Here is an 18,754-nt window from a genome sequence, read left to right as displayed (position 1 = left end):
CGACCTGGACGGCACGTACAAGCCGCCGGGCCAGCTTCTCGAGGCCACCCGGCTCGTGTCGGAGGCCCAGGGACTGAGCACGTACCAGAACGCCCGTCTTTTCGCGCTGGTGTCGATCGCCCTGGCGGACGCAGGCATCGCGGTGCGGGACGTGAAGTACCTGACGCCGATCGACCTGTGGCGGCCGGTGTCCGCCATCCGCGACAGCGGTCTCGACCCGGAGTGGAAGCCCCTGCTGAAGAACGCCGCCGGCGTCAACGTCACCCCGTGCTTCCCCGCCTGGGCCTCCGGGCACGCCACGTTCGGCGCGGCCTGGGCCGGGGTGATGAAGCGCTATTTCAAGACCGACAACATCGCCTTCGACATCTCCACCGACGAACCGAGGTCCCCGGTGAAGTGGCGCCACTTCACCAGCTTCAGCGCCGCGGCGCGGGAAAACGCCGACTCCCGAATCTGGCTCGGCGTGCACTTCCCCTGGGACGCGGAAGACGGCCTGAAGCTCGGTGAGCGGGTGGCCAACCATGTGTTCACGACAAAGCTGAAGGAGTACTAAAGGGCAGGACATCTCGGGAAGTCGCCGAGAGACCTACCCAGGGGCCCCCGGGGGCCCTGCGACCACGGGACCGGGACGACCTGCCGGACGGCCCGGCAGGTAGGTGCGTACGGTGCGCTCGCGGCGGGCCCCATGCGGGCGACAACGGCCAGGAACTCGCCCGCGCCGCCGCGGACGCGCTCCGGCACGTCCCCCGCTGACGGCCCGCCCGCCGCCCGCGAAGCTGGAGCGGCTGAAAGCTCCTCGAGGACAAGCTCTGGCTCCTGGCCGCCGTCGGCGGCGGCTGGCCCCAGCACCACGGAGGCCGGGCGTGGCGCGGGCAGTACCGTTGCAGCCGCCAATGCGGCGGCGCCCGGCTGCGCGAACGCGGCATCGCCGCGGCGGCCTGCCGGGCACGGACCTGCTCCCCCGAACGGGCCTAGGCCCACGCGGTAACGGTCACGTCCTGAAGCAGCTGCCGCTCGGTAGCCGTAGGGCCCTCCGCTGCGGGGGCGTGCGGCAGGGCGGCGTCGACGGCGGCCCCGGCCGCGCGACGCTGGGCACGGTTCACAGCGTGACACCGGTCCGGGGCGCGAGGAGGGTGGCCTACACATCCTCGGAGCCGCCGTCAACGCGCCCGCGTACGGACCGGCCACGGCTTCTGCTGCGCCGGGCAGCCTCTACCGCGGCCCGCAGCGCCTCCATAGCCGACACCGCCGCCTACCGGCTCCTCGCGTTCGGCGGCTTCCCGCTGGGGTCCGCGCTCGCAGGCGCCCTCGGAGCGGCTACATCGCCGCAGACCGTACTGATCGCCGCCACGACACTCACCCTCGCAGCGGGATCCGTCATGATCGGCGCCACCCCGGGCCCCGGCAAAGGCGCCTGCGCACGCGGAGCCCGGCTCGCCACACGGCACTGCCCCACCCGGATGCCGGGCTCCGCGCCCACTCCTACCGACGGCCCGCACCAAGCTCTCTCCATGAGCCGTTGTCCGACCCGCCTGCAACCATGGAGCCATGCTGCAGGTGTGTCTGAACGGATCCCGCACGAGGGAACAGTGCCCAAACCTCCCTATCACCGCCCCCGAGCTCGCCGAAGCGGCGAAGGCCGCGGTCGCTGCCGGCGCTGATGACATCCATCTGCACCCGAAGAACTCCAAGGGCATCGACACGCTGAGCCCAGATTGCGTGGCCGAGGCCATCTCCGCAGTACAGGCGGCTGTCCCGGGAATCCCTGTAGGCGTCACCACCGGAGCGTGGATCGTCTCCGACCCCGACGAGCGCGCCGCGCTCATCCGCTCCTGGTCCGTGCTGCCTGATCACGCCTCGGTGAATTGGCACGAAGACGGCGCAGACATCGTCGCGCAAGCCTTGACCGACAAAGGGATCGCCATCGAGGCAGGCATCTACTCCGGAACCGACGCGTACTCCCGCTTCCAGGCCTCACCCTTCTCGAGCCGAGCCCTGCGCGTCCTCGCCGAGATCACGGACACCGACCCAAGCAGCGCTGTCACCACAGCCAGGGTGCTCCTCGACCAGATGCTCACCGATGTGCAGGCACCGGTGCTCCTTCACGGCGAGGACGAGGCAGCCTGGGTGGTGCTGCACCACGCAAGGAAGCACGGGCTGTCCACCCGTATTGGATTGGAAGACGTCCTCCACACCCCTGACGGGCGCACTGCGACGGACAACGCAGTGCTGGTGGACACGGCTCGGTCCTGGGCCCCGGTGTCGTAACCTGCCCGGCACACTCCCGCCCTGTCACCCACACCGCGCCCCCGCCACGGCCGCTTCAGATCTGCGGCGGCAAGCCGGGCGGGCCCGTGCTTGGTCTGCCGCCACAGGGCCGCGACCATTGCCTGGCGCGTAAGGTCGACGCGGCTCAGATCGGCACTCACGCGATCACCGCCCCGGTGGCGTCCAGTGGGTGCGCGGCGAGCTCGGCAACCGGTCCGCCCACGGCGCGGCCGAAGCCTGCTCGGTCCGGGCGGCGGCCTGCTCGCGCAGCTGCTCCAGCCGCGTCGCCAGCAGGTACTGCGCGGTGCGCTGCCAGGCGGTGTCGGCGGCCTTCGTCGCGGCGGCGAGGGCGTCCGCGCCGTTCGGGTTGTGCTTAAACCAGCGGCGCCCTGCTCGGTCTTGTACGCGCGCCGGGCCTCCGCTTCGGCGTCCTCGGTCCGCCCCAGCCGCCCGAACGCACTGCTGCGGTACTCCGGCAGGGCCTGCTCGACGGCCTGGAGGGCGGCGAAGGCGAGCACGGACGCCGCCAGGGCCCGGTCCGTTTCCAGCTCGCCCGGCTCCACCAGGTCCAGGAACTCGTGCCGGGCGCGCTCGATGTCGGCCTCCAGCGACGCCCGGAGGTGGGCGGTGATGGCGGCGACGTCGGCCGGGTCGCTCAGGTCGGCCGACCAGGTCGCGGCGACCAGTCCGGCCTCCACGATCAGGGCCTGGGCCCGGCGCCGGAAGCCGCATGCCTCGCACAGCCCGGCCGACCGGTCCTGCCCACAGTCCTCGCACGGCAGGGCCCGGCGGGCCGCGTCGGCGGCGGCCGCGGCCTGCCGCTCGCGCTCGGCCCGCTCCTGGGCAGCCGCGCGGGCCGCCGCGCGCCGGGCCTGCTCCGCGCGGGCCTTCTCCCGCCGCCGCACGAGGCCCTCCGCCGCGGTCGCAGCCTGTTGGCGTAGTCCCCGAGGACGCGCCGGCGCTCGCTGTCACCGAGGCCGGGCAGCTCCCGGTCGATGTCCGCGGCGATCCCGGCGCGGCTGGCTCTGCGGGCGGAGGGGTTTTCCCCGGGGTGCCACGCCGTCCTCTCTCAGATGAGGGTCAGCTGTTGGGTGAGCGGCGGGGGCCCGGGGCAGCTTGCCTTGGCCGCGTTCCACTTCATGCGGAACTGCGCCGGCAGTTCGGCGCGCTCGATGATGTCGAGCGCCAGCGTGTTGACGGACACGTAGGTGTCGTCCACCCGCTCTACGAAACCGCGGGCGATGAGCCGGTCGACCGCCTCACACACTTCCTCGGGGGCGAGGAACTCCAGCGGCATCAGGAACAGTCTCAACGCCATGTTGTCGAGCGTCCTGGCCTGGGCCCGCAGCAAGGCCAGCCGCAGCAGAGCCGCTGCCTCGTACGGGTAGTTCGTCAGGTCGCGCACGACATCCTTGTGCCAGGACACCACGAGCGTGTCGACCAGCCCCGGGTGCAGCTCCATGACGACACGGCGTTCGTCCGGCCGGAGGACCCGGTACGGCGGCAGAGGCTCCATGGCCCGCTGGGCATCATCGATTCGCCCGCGGTGCAGCTGGGAGCGCCCGGCTCGGTCCGGGGCACACTTCTCGCCCGGCCTGGCACGGCACTGCGGACAGCTACGGCTGCGGGCGCGTTCACGGACCACCGGCGGCACGGCTCGACTCACGCAGAACAGTGTTCACTCCGCCGCCCTGATCCACTGGTTCCGCCACGCGCCAGCCGTCGGGCCGCAGCGGTCGGCCCGGCGGTGAGGACGGCGAGACCGGCGCGGCCAGGTGATCGCGTAGGCCCTGGGCGGCCCCTGGCTCGTACTCCACCATGCCGTCGCCGAGGCTCCAGGGCGCGGCGCGGCCGCGGACGTCCAGCAGCATGACCACGGCCCAGATCACGACGGCGTGGGCGCCGAGCCCACGCCCGCGCCGTCACGTCCTGGCACAGCTGGTGCTCGGTGGCCGTCCGCGCCCACCCGGCAGGCGTACGGCGTCGTGGTGTCGACGGCGGCCCTTGATCGCGCGCCGCTGGGCGCGGGTGGCCTGCCTGCCGCTCCTCCCAGCGCGGGCCCGGCCATGGTGGGGCGCTTCCGGCGAGCGGATCATTATCTCTGTGGAGGGACACGGATGGGCTGAACCGGTGAGGAGGTTGTTGGGGCTCGTGCTGCGGGGTGGAGGGTGGGGTCCGGCAACACCCCCGATGCACCGTCACCATGGCCCGAGCAACCCGGAGCAGCAGCTGATGCCCTACAACGTCACCCGCGACCTCACCGCCGGCCCCATCGGCCTTCCTGGCGTCACCGGATCGGTCGGCGCCATCTACTCCGAGCACCGCACCGACAGGCCGGGCTGGGGCGCTGCTGTCGAACTCCCCCGCCGTGCTGGAGCTCCTGGCCGCCATCGAGACCGGGCAGATCACCGCAGCCCAGGCCCAGACAGCGTTCATCCCGTTCCTCGCCCGGCTCGACGAGTACGAGCGGGAGATGGACGCTCGTTTCGAGAACAGCTGAGGGCAGCAACCATGGCCGACACTGACGACTGGCACACGCACTGGATCTGGTACGAGGAGACGCACGAGCGACAGCGCAAGGCACACTCCTCCCGACGTATCCGTGTCGAGCACGGCATCGCCCACCTGAGGAACTGGCGGGCGCTGGCCCGTCACCTCGGCCGCCGCGAGCACATGAGCGACATCGTCCGGGCCGTCGCCGGCCTGCTGTCCCACCAGCAGACCGCGGACCCGATCCCGGCACGTCAGAGTTGAACACTCAGCCCTGCAGGGGCCCTCGACGTCTCACCCACAACCATGCACGAGCTCGCTAGCGGGAACCGGCCTGACCATAGAGAGCTGAACCACGACCAGGCCGACATCAGGCATTCACATTCAGTAGCCCGGCGTCCGTCATCGGTGGGCGTGCTGCCGTTCCGGGCTCGCGGCGCCGTCCTGTGCGGGCGCACGGCCCCCGGGGGTTCGCTCGTGCACGCAGAGCCTGAGGAGGTGGTAGGTGAGCAGCGTGGCGATGGTGCCGAGGGCGATCCCCGTCAGCGTGAACGAATTGGACAGGCGGAGCGAGACTCCGCCGATGCCCATTACTGTGCCCACCGCGATGGACAGCAGGTTCACCTGGTCGGTGAAGTCGACACGGTTCGTGATCCATATCTGGGCGCCCATCAGGCCGATCATCCCGTACAGGACCACGGTGATCCCGCCCAGGACCCCGCCGGGGGTCGCGGCCACCAGCGCACCGAACTTGGGACAGAGGCCGAAGAGCACCGCCACCGCCGCCGCGATCCAGTACGCCGCGGTGGAGTAGACGCGGGTGGCGGTCATCACCCCGATGTTCTCGGCGAAGGTGGTTGTGGGGGCGCCCCCTACCGCGGATGATACGGCTGTCGCCAGTCCGTCCGCCGCGATGGCTCGCCCCATGCTCGCATCAAGGTCGGTGCCCGTCATCTCGGCGACCGCCTTCACGTGGCCGGTGTTCTCGGCTATCAGGGCCACAAGGGCGGGCAGCGCCAAGAGCACGGCGCTCGTGTGGAAGTCGGGCGACTGGAGGTGAGGGAGGCCGAACCAGTCCGCTGCGGCCACTGCGGACAGGTCGACGCGGAGGTGGGAGGTTTCGACGCCGGTCGCGTCGGGGCCGGTGAGCGGACCCGTGAGCAGGTCGAGGATCCAGGACAGGACGAACCCGAAGAGGAGTCCGAGGAAGATCGCGATGCGTGCCCACACGCCGCGCAGCAGCGCCGACGCCCCGATCACTACGGCCGTGGTCGCCAGCGCGACCCACTGGTCCTGCGGCCAGTAGGTGTGGGCCACGACGGGGGCCAGGTTGAAACCGATCAGCAGCACCACGGCCCCCGAGACGGCGGGCGGGAAGAGGCGGTGGATGACCTGTGGGCCGGTGAAGTGCACGAGCAAGCCGATGCCGGCCATGACGAGCCCGGAGACGACGATGGCACCGAGAACGGCTGGGGTGTCGCCGCCCCCTGCGCGGATGGCGGCCACCGCGCCGACGAAGGCAGCACTGGTTCCGAGGTAGCTCGGAACCTTCCCCTTGGTGAGGACGAGGAACAGCACGGTGGCCAGCCCCGACATCATCACGGCCAGGTTGGCGTCCAGGCCCATGACCGTGGGGAAGACGAAGGTGGCCCCGAACATCGCGACGACGTGCTGCATCCCGAGCCCGATGGTGAGGGGCCACGCCAGGCGTTCGTCGGGGCGTACGCAGACCCCAGGCGCGGGGGGCCGGCCGTCACCGTGAACGGTCCAGCCCACGCCGAATCGGTTGGCAGGCATGAGGGGCATTGCCTTTCTGGTGCAAGGGCGCCGCACCGGAGGACGCGGGCGGCGGCAGGACACCGCGGGTGCAACTGCCGCCGCCTTGCGGGACGTACGTACGGGCTCAGTGGTGTGCGGCGCCCGCGAGGGACATGGCCGGCTCGTGGCCGGCCGCCTCCTGGAGGTCGTGGAAGGAGCGCCGAACGATGGCGTCGATTTCCTCGACGAGGTGGGCGGCGATGAGTCCGAACCGTTCGGCGATGCCCCGGAGGGCTGGCAGGAGGTGGTGCGCGTCGGCGAGAGCGCACGAGATGATGACGTTGCCGTGGGCGACTCCGTCGATGTTCAGGCTGGTGGCCCGGACCAGGTCCAGGTCGGACTCCAGGGCGGCGACAGCCAGCGCGGTGAGTTCTGTGACAGGGAACTGGAACGCGAGGCGGCGCTCGCTCCGCTCGAGCTGCTGGGCGGTCTCCGGATTCCACCGTCCCTGAGCCAGTTCAACGAGACAGGCATACGTGTTGCAGCCCGAGGCGGCGACGGACAGGGTGGTCGAGCCGGAGACCCGCGGGTTGACCTCGATGATCTGGTAGGTGCCGTCCGTGTAGATCATTTCGATCTCCGCGGCACCCTCGATCCCGATCCGGGCGCACATGCCGCGGATGGCCTCGGCGACGGGTGCGAAGTCGGCCTCCGCGTCCGGTCGGGGCGCCGCGTAGCGCAGGCTGCCGAACGTGAAATCCGGTTTGCCTCCCGTGGCCCCCTTCCAGATCAGGGGCTGGATCACGTACGCCCCCGCGTGGCCGACGATCTCGACGGAACACAGTTCGCCCCGCAGGCACTTCTCGAGCACGGCGTTGCCGTTGTAGGGCGAGCCGAGGAAGGTGTGCAGGTCGGCCAGGTCGTTGAGGAAGCCGATCCCGTTGGCCAGGCAGTCCCAGAGGGGCTTGGTCAGCAGCGGGAAGCCGAAGCGCAGGGCGCTGCGTTCGACAAGTTCGCCGTAGGCAGGCACCGCCAGGCTTCGGCCGTTGAGGAGGTCGCCGTCGAGAAGCATCCCTTCGGGGGTGTCCAGCCCGAAGGAGCGGATCAGCTCCTTGGTGTCCCACTTGTTGGCGAGGATCCTGGTGGCGTCGACGCCGTGCATGACCATAGGGATGCCGTGCCCGGCGAGTTCATGCTTGACCAGGGCGTCCCGCAGCGCGTTCTCGTCCGCGATGGAGAGCGAGATGACGGCGTCGGGCCGCCATTGCAGGAGGTGGGCGACGACCTGGCCGGCGGTGGCGTCGGCCCCGATCTTCTCGGCCTCGCCGGGGAAGTCGCGGTCGGCGCAGTCGCCGTCGGTGTAGAAGAGCTTGGCGTGTACGCCGTCCCGGACGAAGGTGTCGTGCAGGTGGCTGAGGTAGGGGGCCGTCTGCTGGATCTCGATCGAGCGCAGGAAGGCGATCCGCTGTGCTACCGCCATGAGGTCGCCACCTCCACCTTCACGGCGCCGGTCACTTCGAGTGCTGCCTCGTTGGCTTCCCGGGCGCTCCGTGCGCACAGGATGACGTGGCCGACACGGCCGATGTTGTCCTGGGGCGCTCCGACCTCGTCGCCGGGCATCTTGTACACGGAGGTGGTGACCCCCTGGCCCTCGGGGAGGTCGTGGATCCACCGGAGGGTGCCAGCCTGCGGCGCGGTGAGGAAGCGGATGGCGGCGGCCCCACTTCGCAGCGGGGTGACGTCGGGCCGTTCGCCCAGGGCGGTCTGCAGGTACGCGCGGGCCTCGCTGATGCCGAGGGCCTCGGACAGCAGGCGCATGATGTGGTCGCCGGGGGGTCGCGCGCCGATCTCGATGATCTTCGCCGTTCCGTCGGTGCCGGCTTTGATCTCGGTATGGGCGATGCCGTTGCGCAGCCCGAGGGCTCGTATGGCCTGCTCCGCGGTGGCGAGGACCGCTTCGCGGACTTCGTCGGTCAGTTCGGCGGGCACGGTGTGGCCCAGCTCAGCTCGGCTGGAGCCCTGCGTGGTGAACTTTTCCGTCACGGCCAGGTGGTGGACATCGCCCCGGCTGATCACGGTTTCCACGCTGTACTCGTCCCCGCCCACGTATTCCTGGGCGAGCAGCGTGGTGTCCAGGGCTATGCCGTGCGGGAACTCGTGCGTCTGCTCCTGTGCGAGCAGGGCGGCCGCGGGGAGCTCCGCAGCGGAGTGGACGACGGAGACGCCGATCGATCCCGCGTTCTCCGCGGGCTTGACGACGAGCGGCACGTGAATCCGGCCTCGGCGATGAGGGCGGCCAGCCGGGTGTGGTCAGGCGCGGAGACGGTGCGCGGGGCTGGCACGCCGTGGGCGGCCAGAACCTCCGACATGAGCCGCTTGTTGCGGCAGGCGTCGGCGAGGTCCACGTCGTGTCCGGGAAGCCCCAGCTCCGCGGCGAGCCGGATAGCCAGCGGCGTGAGGAACTCCCACGACGTGACCACACCGTCGATGCCGTTGCCGCGGCAGAACTCGGTCAGGTCAGCCAGGGCGCGCTCGGGCCGCGAGAAGTCGGTGAAGACGGTGCCGCTGATCGCCTCCCTGAGTTCGGTGCCGTACTGCTCGTACAGCTCCTCGTGGGTGGCTACGTAGGCTTCGATGCCGAGTCTGGCGGCCGCGTCCAGCAGTTCCTGGCCGGCGGCGACGTTGGCTTCGATCAGCAGGATTTTCTTCATGCGAGGTGGTCTTCCCGTGTGTCGGTGGTGTGGTCGGCGCCGGTGTCGGCCTGTTCGCGGGGGGCGGCTGCCCGGGTCCGGCGGATCCCGCCCTCCAGGCTGAGGACCAGGGGGACGGCGCAGAGGCTGATCGCGGCGAGGAACAGCCAGGGCCATGCGGGCCCCCGGGCCAGGAGCCAGGTGAGCGCGGCCGGCGCGATGGCGCCGCCGATCGTCCAGGAGAGCTGGAACACGCCCAGGTAGCGGCCGCGGGCGTGCTCGGGAGCGAGCACGACGCTCAGTTCGCCCATGGGCGGGGAGCCCAGGACCTCTGCGAGGGTGTACGTGACGACCGCGGCCAGGAGGCCGGCGAAGACGGCCCACGAAGGCAGCAGGTCGAGGGCCGCGAACCCCCCGAAGGCGATCGCGTTGACCACGGCGGCCAGCGCGATGACCCTGGTGGAGCGGTGGCGTTCGATCCAGCGGCCGGCGAGCGTCTGGGTGGTGGCCACCAGGGCGGTGTTGACGGTGATGAGGACGCCCGCCACCCAGGCACCCGCCTTGAGGGTGTCGGTGGCGTAGATGCCCAAAAGGATGCTCAGCACCATGGATGCGAGCACGAAGGACACGTTGGCCGCCACGAGCCTCATGTACGCCCCGTCCCGCAGGACGCCGAGGTAGCTCGCCGCGGGAATTCGCCCGGGGTCCTGCGACTGCGCCGGGCTGGCGGACCGGCGGTCGGCAGTCGGGCGCCAGGTGCTGATGAGCCGAGCGGCCACGAGGTAGCCGAGCACGTTGAGGGCGACGAGCACCTTCAGTCCCGTGGTGCTAGCCACGGCCACGGCGAGCGCCGAGACGGCGCCGCCGAAGCCGATGCCGACGTTGCGCAGGGCGCGGATGAACGCGAACCACCGCGTCCGGTCGTGGTCCCCGGCGACGAGGGCCACCAGAGCGCTACTGGAGGTCCAGTACATCGAGGCGCCGGTCTGCACGACGAGTTGGGTGACGACGATCTGCCAGGCCGAGTCCGCCACCAGCAGGCTCACGAAACCCGCGGCCGATATGAGGTTGCCGAGTGCTACGACCGCACGTGGACCTTTGCGGTCAAGGAGCCAGCCGGCAAGGGCGGGAGCGGGGAGCGCCAGGGCGTAGCCCAGGGTCAGTGATGTTCCCACCGCCACCAGGGACAGTGAACTGGTGCGAGAGAAGTACACGACCATGAACGCCATGACCAGGCCGCTGGCCAGGCTGTCGATGACGTTGACGGCGACGAATCGGGTGTTGCCCCCCAGGTCGGGGAGACCGAGTCGATAGCCGAGAGATTCTTCGCGGGGCCTGGTCGGCGCCGCCCGTTCGGCCTGTGGCATTCATGAACCGTTCTGGTGTGGAAATTCGGTGTGTTGGGTTTTCGGCTATCTCGGGTACCGCAGGCTTCTCCCGAGAGGAGCCGTTACAGGTCGTAGGCGCGCCGGAACTTTTCCATGATGTATTCTCCGGAAAGTACCGACTGGTGCTTGGGAGGATTGCCTGGTCCGGTACAGGTCGGAATGCATTCGATGAGGGTGTCGAAATTCGGCTGGTGGAAGAACGGCATGGAGTAGCGCTCCCGGTGGGCTGCCTCGCGCGGCGGATTGACCACCCGGTGGACGGTGCTCACCCACTTGTCGTTCGTCCAAATGGCCATGAGGTCGCCGATGTTGATGACGAACGATCCGGGGATCACCGGAACGTCCAGCCAGTCGCCCTGCCGGCCTTGGACCTGCAGCCCGCCGGGGGAATCGTCCTGGTAGAGGATTGTCAGGCTGCCCCAGTCGCTGTGCATGCCCTTGCGGAGGCGGCCCGGCTCGGGAGCGGTCGGCTGCGCCGGGTAGTAGTTGGTGGTCAGGTTCGTCATGTGCCGGTCGACCTTCCGGTCGAACCAGTCTTCGGGGAGTTCGAGGGCCAGGGCGAACAGCCGCATGATTTCGAGGGCCAGCCCTTCCATCCGCCCGCAGTACTCGCGGTAGGTGTCCGCGAAGCCGGGAAGCTCGGGCCATTTGTTGGGAAGCCTCAGTCGGTCGTCGACGCCGTCGGGCAGTGTGCCTTGCTCTGCGTCGCCGAGGCGGTTGTACGTGAAGGTCTCCGAGAGGTCCGGCTTCGACCGCTCTTGTCGTATCGAGGCGTCCGCGTTCGATGCGGCGAGGCTCCCCTTCCGTCCGAAACCGCGCATCAGGGGATCCTGCGCGTCACTGCGCAGCTTCTCTTTCTCTGCCTGGGGCAGGGCGAAGAAGGTGCGCGTGGCGTGGTACATGTCCGCTATGGAGCGCTGTGGAACGCCGTGCCCGACGACCACGAGGAATCCGCTGTTCTCGCAGGCGCTGCCGATGGCGTCCGCGACGCGCTGGCGGTCCGCGGCGGATCCCGAGAGCGCGGAGCTCAAGTCGATGACGGGCACATAGCCGTCGACGACGGTAATGGGAGAGGGGGAGGTGCCCGTCAATTCGGCGGGACTGGTGTCAACCGTCATGGGTCTTTCCTTCTGTGCCTTCTTTTTTCAGCCGGCGAGATCGCCGGCGCGCGCATCTCTTGCGGCGACGACGGGGGCGGTGGGTGTTGCGGGCCACCGCGGCAACGGTGCCTTCCAGCTCCGGCAGACCTGGAGGAGGTGACCGGCATCGTGGACCGAGAGGAAACCGTCGAGTTCCTCGGGGCGCAGGAAGCCGTTGGCGGCCATCCGGCGAGCCGCCCCCAGGAGCCGATCCCAGTAGCCGTCCACGTTGAGCAGGGTGATCGGCTTGTCGTGGTGGCCCAGGACCAGCCAGGCCCAGACCTCCACGATCTCCTCGACGGTTCCGACACCGCCGGGCAGTGCGACAAAGCAATCCCCGAGGTCGGCCATCAGCTGCTTGCGTTCGTGCATCGTCTCTACGACGTGGAGTTCGGTCAGGCCCTGGTGGGCGATTTCGGCGTGGACCAAGGACTGCGGGATGACGCCCGTGACCTTTCCGCCGGCTTCCATCGCGGCGTCGGCCACGGCGCCCATGAGGCCGACCCCGCCGCCGCCGTAAACTATTTCGCATCCGGACCGTGCGAGTTCCGCGGCGAATTTCCTGGCTTCGCGCTCGAACACGGGCTTGTTCCCCAGGGCCGAACCGGCGTAGACGGTGACCTTCATGCCGGGGTCCCCCGCGGGACGGTCGAACGGTGCGTCACGGGCTAACCCGGCCGAATTCGTTGAACGCGCTGTGCGTGACGGGCATGAGTGCGGCGAACGCGTCCTCCATCTGTTCGGCGACGATCTCGATTTCCCGCTGCGGGTGGGACACGTAGGTCGCGTCGTCCCGGTTCGTGCGCAGTCCAAGGAAATGCATGAGGGCGCGCGCGTTGCACGTCGCGTAGACCGCCGAGTAGGTGGAGACGGGGAGCACCGTGCGGGCGAGTTCCCTGGCCACACCTGCCTGGAGCAGGTTGTTGTACTCGTCGTGCGCTGCGCGGAAGGCGCGCGAGGCGGAGGTGGTCAGCATGTCGTGGTCGCCCTCGGCGCCGGCGACGTACTGGTAGTCCCCGGGCTTGCCCTCCTGCCTCAGCAGCCGGTCCGAGTCGGGCACGTAGAAGACGGGCTTGATCTCGCGGTAGCGCGCGCTCTCCTCGTTGAACGACCACGTGCGGTGCCGCATCATGTGGCGCACGGTAAAGATGGGCGCGTTGACCAGGAACGTCATGTAGTTGTGTTCGAAGCAGCTGCCGTGACGGCTCCGCATCAAATATTTGATCAGGCCGTTCTTGTACCCGTCACCCCGCTCCTCGCGATGGGCGTCCTCGCCTGCGGTGGATACGCGAGCCGCCCGGACGACCCCGATGTCACTGGCCGAATGGTCGACGAGTTCGACGGTGATGTCGCTACGGAGTTCGAACGTGCTGGATTCGGCTGCCCGGACGCTCACGGCAGGCCGGTCGATTTCGTTGACGGTCATGAGATGTCTTCCTGTTCTAGTCACAAGGGGTCCGGTCGGTCTGGGCCGCTGCCCCCATCCGGAATCCCTGATCGCCCGGCGCTTTTCCTCGTAATGCACCGGATATGACCTTGCGAATGAAAGCAGAACTTTGAGATGCACATTCGCGCGCCGTTCTCCCTTCGGAATTATCATTTCTCGGAGCCCTCTCGAAGAAAAGCCTTTTCGATCATCAACTCTGTGCATTGCACACAAGCGAGGGGCGGCAAACCGGACATATGATGTCTTCATGTATTTTTTTGCACCTTTCTGGCTGGGGATCGAAGAGGGTGCGCCACTTCTCATGACAGCCCGGAAGGTCGGGCGGCACGTTGCCTGAGGTGACGCGGAGTTGCGACGATTGCCGTATGTGATGATGTTGTTGTTCACAAGACGGAAAGGGTGAGGCATGGCGGCACACAGGGAAACGGCAAGCAGTGCTGGATGAACTGCCAACGATCCTCGGCACCCTTGCGAAATCCATGTATCAAACGGCTTTGGACAACGGGAAACTCTCCTCGGACACTGGTGCTCCGCGGCCGTCCGAATCTTCCCGAGCCGTCGACCAGTTGCTGGGGCTCGGGCTGTTGGAACCCGATCCGCAGGACCCGGGGTCGTTCCTGCCCGTCGACCCACGCGTGGCGGAGGCGCGCATCGGTTCCGCCTGGCGTACGCGCGCGTTGAGGCTCCTCGACCAGGCGTCCGACTTCAGCGACGAGCTGGCGCCGTTCATCGAGCGGTACCGCTCACCGGCCGAGCCGTGCGACCTGCGTCCGAGGGGCAACCGCTTCAGCGGAGCCAAGGCAATCAACTTCCACCTCGGCCAGGCCCTCGACGAATGCAGAGAAGAGCTGCTCACCGCGCAGCCCGGCGGCGCCCGGCCCTCCGAGCTCCTGCTCGAGGCCGTCTCGCGCGATCAGGCCACCCTGAAGCGCGGCGCCTCCATGCGCACCCTCTATCAGCACAGTGCGCGCTTCGATGCCCCCACCCGTGACTACGTCCGCGACGTGTCAGCGCTGGGGGCCGAGGTCCGGACACTCGACGAGTTCTTCGAGCGCTTGATCGTGGTGGACCGCAGGATCGCCTTCATTCCGGCGCCCGACAACGACGACGACGCCATCCTCATCGACGACGAAGCCGTCGTCCGGTACCTCGCGGACGTCTTCGATCGCAGTTGGCAGCGGGCGACCGAGTTTCCGGTGGGGCCGGACGGCTCCGACGCCGCCGCCGCCAAGGCCGTTTCGAGCGAGCTGCGCACCTCCATCGTCAGGCTCCTGATCGAGGGTGAGAGCGAGTCCACGATCGCCAGGCGCGTCGGTCTCAGCAAGCGCAGCTGCGCCACACACATCGCGAAACTCAAGCAGCAGTTCGGAGCGGACACCTTGTTCCAGCTCGGATACCGCGTCGCGGATTCCGGGCTGTACGGCCTGAGCGGTCCTGCCGAGCCGGACGAATCGTGGGGTTGATCGCATGACCATCACCCTGCCAAGCGAAGCCGTCCCACGGTCCATCCTTGACGATCATCGTCAACTGGTTCACAAACGCGGGCGCGGACGACGGGGAAGGAAGGAATCGACGTGAGCGTGACGATCGACATCGCCGGCCTGCGCCCGGAGCAGGTGCTCTTCGCGCCGTCCCCGCTGTCCGAACTCGCCGAGATGCTGCACGTCATGTCCGCGCCGGGACACCACCCCGGCCTGCACGGGTGGGCCGTCGCGACCGCTTCGGCCCTGCCCTGCGGCCTCGCGGACAGAATCGACGAGGCCGGCTTCCTGTGGCACGCCACCCGTGCCGACATCCTGCTGCCCGCAGAGCCCCAGGCCACTCTGACCGGGGAACTGGACGCCCTGGACCGGATGGATGACGAGCTGTTCGTCGCGGCGGCACTAGAGATCTCCTGCATGGCGCACTACCACCGCGGGGTGCCCCAGCCGCTGACGAGCGAAGCGGACCGCCGGGAGGCGCTGGAGCGGGCCACCGCGCGCGGCCCCCGTGAAGCCGCGTTCGCCGAACGCCTGCTCAGGGATCCGCACGCCACGCGGGCCTGGCTCCGGCGGCTGCTCGAGGACTGTGAGCAGGAGTTCTTCGGCGCGGTGTGGCAGGACGTGCGGACGGGCCTGTACGGCGACACCCGGCACAAGGCGGAACTGCTCAAGCACAAGGGAATGGGCGCCGCCCTCACCGCCATGTCGCCGGCACTGGAGCTGGACGAGTTCAACGGCCGACTCGTCGCCGACAAACTGGTGGACACCGTAGGGGCGACCGGGGACCTGGGCCTGACCTGCATCCCCACCGCCTTCGGCTGGCCGCACCTCGTGGTCAAAGTGGCCCCGGGCTGGCGGCCGGTCATCCAGTACCCGATCAGCGGCCCGAACCTGCCGCAGCCCATGGCGGTCAAGCGACTTCAGCTCCGACTGGAGGCGCTGGCCCACCCCGTGCGCATGCGGCTGTGCCGCGCTCTCGCCCGGGGACCGCACACCGTGGGAGAACTCGCCGGCGCCTACGGGCTGACCCCTCCCGAAGTCTCGCGGCACCTCTCCCGGCTCAAGAAGGCGGGTCTGCTCACCACCCAGCGCCGGGGGCGCTACGTCCTGCACCACCTCGACTTGACCGCGGTGGCACGGCTCGGGAACGACTTCCTGGACACGCTGCTGCGCTAGTGCTCTGCGAAGAACTGTCCGACCTCGAAGGCGTACTGAAACGCGCCGAGGAGAAAGGTCACAAGCAGGCGCTGCTGTCGCTCGCGCGCCGTCGCGCAACGTCCTGTGGGCCATGATCCGCGACGGAGCGTGCTACCAAGCGACACCGCCTGTCACAGCAGTGGCTTGACATCAGCTGTGAGTCTTTACCTGGCTGGTCCGGGACCGGCTGGCAGGGTTGACGTCGGTCGCCTCGTCGCTGTGGCGCAACCGCGCTGCAGGACTTTACCTGGTGCGAGCTGGAGGTCGGCCCCGAGGGCCAGTGGCACTACGCCCTCGGGCAGTCTGCGAAAGACGGCAACTGGTGGCTTCGCTGGCGTCCCGGCGCCCGCGAGCCGATCAATCTCGAGCTCTGCACCGCTGAGGATGCCGGGCAAGGGCCCGGCGACGAGACGCCGTGCTGGCTGTTCGCCGGCCACGACGCCCGCCACACCTTCGAGTACGGCATGGCGGCCAACCGGCAGGGCCTGCTGCACCGCGCCCTGACCGTCGGCGACCTCCGTAAGGCCATGGAGCACCTGGACGACGACATGGCCGTCCGGGTCGGCGCCGTCACCACAGGCGTCCTGCCCGACGTCGGGATCGAGGTGCTGCTCCAGGCGGTGGCCGAAGGCGGCGTCGAAGCGCCCGGCAGGGGAGTGGACCCGGCCCTGGTGCTGCTCATCGGCCTCCACTCGGTCCCCACAGCGACCGCGAGCTTTCTGGCTGCCGTACAGCGACGGGCCCGCGCTCCCCGCGATCACGCCGTCGTACGCAGCGCAGCAGACCGCTGCGGGAGTGCGGCCTGCGTCCTGGCCTGCCGGGCGGCACGTCCGGCACCGCCTCCGGCTCCGAGAACGCCTGTCCGGGGTCGGCCGCTCGCCGCGTGACGGCGGGACGCTGACGTGCCCCCGCCGTCACGGCGTACGTCGGGAGGTGCAGGTTCAGTCACTCGCCTGGTGGAGGCAGATACGGCTCTTACTGTCCACCTTCCATGTCTTCACCATCGACGCGCGGCCGACTTTGATCCATCCCCGGACCGCAAAGCAGGCCCCAGGGCCGTAGAAGCCGACTTCAAGTTCGCTGGTGACAAGGCCGCTGGCAGCGCCCGGGTGGATCGTTGCGGTGGGACGTTCCTTAGAGAGCTCAATTCCCTCCTGGCCAATCTGTTTCTCGTCAGCGAATGGCACCTTCACGTACGCATGGCAGTCGACACTTGCCGACCAGTTCTCTCCAGGAGTGGCCTTGATGTCGCACCTCATTCGAAGAACACCGGGCACCGGGTCGAACTCCCACACCTGTTCGATTTGTTCAGAAGTTTCAACGGTTGATTCATCGGGCTCGCCATCGGTGGGCTCTACCGCTTCGTCCGCTGCCATGTGACGTCCTCTCACCCTGGACGAAAAAAAATGCCGGCTAACTCAGACTGTCTGATTACCCGCTATGCATGTTCAGGCCACACCTGCCCCCCCGAACGGGTGCCCCAGGGTGACGCGGCCTTGACTTGGCTCGGGTGCCGCAAGGCCAAGACCGTCAGGACATCTGAGTCGCGCAGGTCTCGGCAGCTCATACCCGCCCCCAGGTCGACTGGGCAAGGACCAGGTTTCGGGTGCCCGTCAGGCGCTGTGCTTGGTCGACGAGCCGGTGTGAACAGGCGTCGAGCCGATGTCTCACCGTGCCGGTCGATGTGGTCGAAGACGACCTGGCGGTCTTTCATGGCCTAGACGCGCCAGTCCAGGACCTGCTCGCAGCTCAGGTCCTCGAGGACGAGCTCTTGCTCCTGGTCGTGGTCGTGGTCGTGGTCGTGGTCGGCGGCGGTCGGCTCCGCACCAGGAGGGTTGGCCGCGGTGCGGGCAGGACGGCCGGAGCCACGGGCGCAGCGAGGGCCGGCTGTGCCGCTGCGGCTTCGGCGCGGGCCTTCGCCACGGCGGTCCGCCGGGCGCGGGCCTGCTCCCGCCGCCACACCAGGTCCTCCGCCTCTACCCCGTGACCCGGTAGTGCTGCCCCCTGCGCCGAGTTGCTGAACCGAGCGGAGGCTCTACTTCCTTGAGTCGCCCAGCGTGGACCAGGTCGAGGACGTACGAGTCGATCAAGAAGGCCGATCGGCCAGTCGCTTCGCGGAGCTGTCGCCGGGTGATAGGTCGGTCGCCGAAGAGGCCCATGACTTCCTGAAGGAGTAGATCCTGAGCCATGACGCTCCGGCCGACTGCTGGTCCTGCGGGCACATGCCGGTTGCCAGGAAACCGTACGACGACACCGCGCTCGACCGAGATCTGTAGCGCTTGCTTCACCGCGGGCACCGCGACGCCGTAGCGCTGGGCAAGCTCTGGAGCAGAGGGCAAAAACCGCGTCGCCGGAAAGGCCCCAGCGGCCAGGTCCTGCTCCAGGCCGTGCACTGCATTTGAGAGATAGGCAATGATCAGCTCGACGTTGACCGACTTCGCCGGCGCCCAGGCGCCGGCGAAGTCGGTTCCGTTGTACCGAGGGCGCTCGGCGCCGATCGCAGCCCGCTCGGCTGCCTCTGCTTCCACCCGGGTCTCGAACCACTCCTCTGTACGGAGCGTCACCTGCGGCCACCACTGCTTGTCCTGGGCATGTTCTTGCCAGCGGCGGCGCGGCTTGTCCGCGATCCTTCGCCTGAGGTGTGCGGGCGTCACCTAGGGCTCGCCGGGCGACTTCCGGCTCCGGCCGGACAGCTCTGCGCTGCGCCCCCGGACCGGGGCACGAGCAACTCGCGCATGTCCTCACCAGCAGGCGAAGACATCACAGCCAGCGCCTCCACCCCCAGCCCCATACCCGCCAGCACTCCACGCCCTGTCCGCCCGTTGCCGGGACCGGTCGCTCACCTACGCCGAGGCCGGACGACTCGGGGCACCAGGTGCCATTCACGTCGCGGATC

The 18,754-nt window shown here is 69.0% G+C and carries 20 protein-coding genes and 1 pseudogene; 7 read left to right on the top strand and 14 right to left on the bottom strand.

Going from position 1 to position 18,754, the window contains the following annotated elements:
• Together ACSNOD_RS06725 and ACSNOD_RS06720 are read left to right on the top strand one after the other, a co-directional pair.
• A partial coding sequence (locus ACSNOD_RS06725; RefSeq protein WP_436765825.1) for a vanadium-dependent haloperoxidase occupies positions 1-553 on the top strand: 553 nt, incomplete at its 5' end.
• Positions 554-1,548: 995 nt separating this feature from the next.
• Positions 1,549-2,268, top strand: coding sequence for a 3-keto-5-aminohexanoate cleavage protein (locus ACSNOD_RS06720; RefSeq protein WP_436765824.1), 720 nt, complete (start codon positions 1,549-1,551; stop codon positions 2,266-2,268).
• 1,069 nt (positions 2,269-3,337) lie between these two features.
• On the opposite strand, the gene ACSNOD_RS06715 is transcribed toward ACSNOD_RS06720, so the two are convergent.
• The 3 genes and pseudogenes from ACSNOD_RS06715 to ACSNOD_RS06705 all read right to left on the bottom strand — a co-directional run bounded on the left by ACSNOD_RS06715 (position 3,338) and on the right by ACSNOD_RS06705 (position 4,157).
• Positions 3,338-3,784: a hypothetical protein gene (locus ACSNOD_RS06715; RefSeq protein ID WP_436765827.1), complete on the bottom strand. Its 447-nt coding sequence runs from the start codon at positions 3,782-3,784 to the stop codon at positions 3,338-3,340.
• Between the two features lie 60 nt (positions 3,785-3,844).
• Positions 3,845-3,913, bottom strand: a pseudogene (locus ACSNOD_RS06710) (hypothetical protein); the annotation flags it as partial.
• Complete coding sequence (locus ACSNOD_RS06705) at positions 3,903-4,157, bottom strand: hypothetical protein (RefSeq protein ID WP_436765823.1); 255 nt, start codon at positions 4,155-4,157, stop codon at positions 3,903-3,905. The pseudogene ACSNOD_RS06710 and the gene ACSNOD_RS06705, both read right to left, overlap by 11 nt.
• A 479-nt stretch (positions 4,158-4,636) precedes the next feature.
• Here ACSNOD_RS06705 and ACSNOD_RS06700 point away from each other — a divergent pair, with 479 nt between their 5' ends.
• Positions 4,637-4,768, top strand: a complete 132-nt coding sequence (locus ACSNOD_RS06700) for a hypothetical protein (protein ID WP_436765822.1) — start codon at positions 4,637-4,639, stop codon at positions 4,766-4,768.
• Positions 4,769-4,779: 11 nt separating this feature from the next.
• Positions 4,780-5,022, top strand: a complete 243-nt coding sequence (locus ACSNOD_RS06695; protein WP_436765821.1) for a hypothetical protein — start codon at positions 4,780-4,782, stop codon at positions 5,020-5,022.
• Positions 5,023-5,160: 138 nt separating this feature from the next.
• On the opposite strand, the gene ACSNOD_RS06690 is transcribed toward ACSNOD_RS06695, so the two are convergent.
• From ACSNOD_RS06690 to thyX, 8 genes are all read right to left on the bottom strand, one after another.
• On the bottom strand, positions 5,161-6,555 hold the full coding sequence (locus ACSNOD_RS06690) for a uracil-xanthine permease family protein (RefSeq protein ID WP_436765820.1): 1,395 nt from the start codon (positions 6,553-6,555) through the stop codon (positions 5,161-5,163).
• 106 nt (positions 6,556-6,661) lie between these two features.
• Positions 6,662-7,996, bottom strand: coding sequence for an ATP-grasp domain-containing protein (locus tag ACSNOD_RS06685; RefSeq protein ID WP_436765819.1), 1,335 nt, complete (start codon positions 7,994-7,996; stop codon positions 6,662-6,664).
• The gene (locus tag ACSNOD_RS06680; protein WP_436765826.1) at positions 7,987-8,745 is read right to left on the bottom strand and encodes an ATP-grasp domain-containing protein; all 759 of its coding nucleotides are present in this window, start codon (positions 8,743-8,745) and stop codon (positions 7,987-7,989) included. Before ACSNOD_RS06680 ends, ACSNOD_RS06685 begins: the two co-directional genes overlap by 10 nt.
• Positions 8,655-9,227 (bottom strand): hypothetical protein, encoded by a 573-nt coding sequence (locus ACSNOD_RS06675; protein WP_436765818.1) that lies wholly within the window; start codon positions 9,225-9,227, stop codon positions 8,655-8,657. The genes ACSNOD_RS06680 and ACSNOD_RS06675 overlap by 91 nt, the downstream gene beginning before the upstream one ends.
• Positions 9,224-10,573: an MFS transporter gene (locus tag ACSNOD_RS06670; protein WP_436765817.1), complete on the bottom strand. Its 1,350-nt coding sequence runs from the start codon at positions 10,571-10,573 to the stop codon at positions 9,224-9,226. Before ACSNOD_RS06670 ends, ACSNOD_RS06675 begins: the two co-directional genes overlap by 4 nt.
• A gap of 83 nt (positions 10,574-10,656) precedes the next feature.
• Entirely contained in the window at positions 10,657-11,712 is a 1,056-nt protein-coding gene (locus ACSNOD_RS06665; protein ID WP_436765816.1) for an isopenicillin N synthase family dioxygenase, read from the bottom strand.
• 27 nt (positions 11,713-11,739) lie between these two features.
• A complete protein-coding gene (locus ACSNOD_RS06660) occupies positions 11,740-12,360 on the bottom strand; it encodes a TIGR00730 family Rossman fold protein (RefSeq protein WP_436765815.1) in 621 nt (206 codons plus the stop codon).
• 34 nt (positions 12,361-12,394) lie between these two features.
• The gene (thyX, locus tag ACSNOD_RS06655) at positions 12,395-13,159 is read right to left on the bottom strand and encodes an FAD-dependent thymidylate synthase (protein ID WP_436765814.1); all 765 of its coding nucleotides are present in this window, start codon (positions 13,157-13,159) and stop codon (positions 12,395-12,397) included.
• Positions 13,160-13,614: 455 nt separating this feature from the next.
• Here thyX and ACSNOD_RS06650 point away from each other — a divergent pair, with 455 nt between their 5' ends.
• From ACSNOD_RS06650 to ACSNOD_RS06640, 3 genes are all read left to right on the top strand, one after another.
• Positions 13,615-14,643, top strand: coding sequence for a LuxR family transcriptional regulator (locus ACSNOD_RS06650; RefSeq protein ID WP_436765813.1), 1,029 nt, complete (start codon positions 13,615-13,617; stop codon positions 14,641-14,643).
• 111 nt (positions 14,644-14,754) lie between these two features.
• Positions 14,755-15,837, top strand: coding sequence for a DUF5937 family protein (locus ACSNOD_RS06645; protein WP_436765812.1), 1,083 nt, complete (start codon positions 14,755-14,757; stop codon positions 15,835-15,837).
• Positions 15,838-16,322: 485 nt separating this feature from the next.
• Positions 16,323-16,745, top strand: a complete 423-nt coding sequence (locus tag ACSNOD_RS06640) for a hypothetical protein (RefSeq protein ID WP_436765811.1) — start codon at positions 16,323-16,325, stop codon at positions 16,743-16,745.
• Positions 16,746-16,799: 54 nt separating this feature from the next.
• Here the strand turns inward: ACSNOD_RS06640 and ACSNOD_RS06635 are convergent, their stop codons facing one another.
• From ACSNOD_RS06635 to ACSNOD_RS06625, 3 genes are all read right to left on the bottom strand, one after another.
• Entirely contained in the window at positions 16,800-17,234 is a 435-nt protein-coding gene (locus ACSNOD_RS06635; protein ID WP_436765810.1) for a hypothetical protein, read from the bottom strand.
• A gap of 341 nt (positions 17,235-17,575) precedes the next feature.
• Positions 17,576-17,818, bottom strand: a complete 243-nt coding sequence (locus ACSNOD_RS06630) for a hypothetical protein (RefSeq protein ID WP_436765809.1) — start codon at positions 17,816-17,818, stop codon at positions 17,576-17,578.
• 16 nt (positions 17,819-17,834) lie between these two features.
• Positions 17,835-18,512, bottom strand: a complete 678-nt coding sequence (locus tag ACSNOD_RS06625) for a GntR family transcriptional regulator (protein WP_436765808.1) — start codon at positions 18,510-18,512, stop codon at positions 17,835-17,837.
• Between the last annotated feature and the right edge of the window lie 242 nt (positions 18,513-18,754).

It is taken from the genome of Streptomyces sp. URMC 123 (assembly GCF_051386515.1).
Lineage (GTDB): Bacteria > Actinomycetota > Actinomycetes > Streptomycetales > Streptomycetaceae > Streptomyces.
Note: the sequence above shows the minus strand (reverse complement) of the source record. Positions and strands in the feature narration are given on the sequence as shown.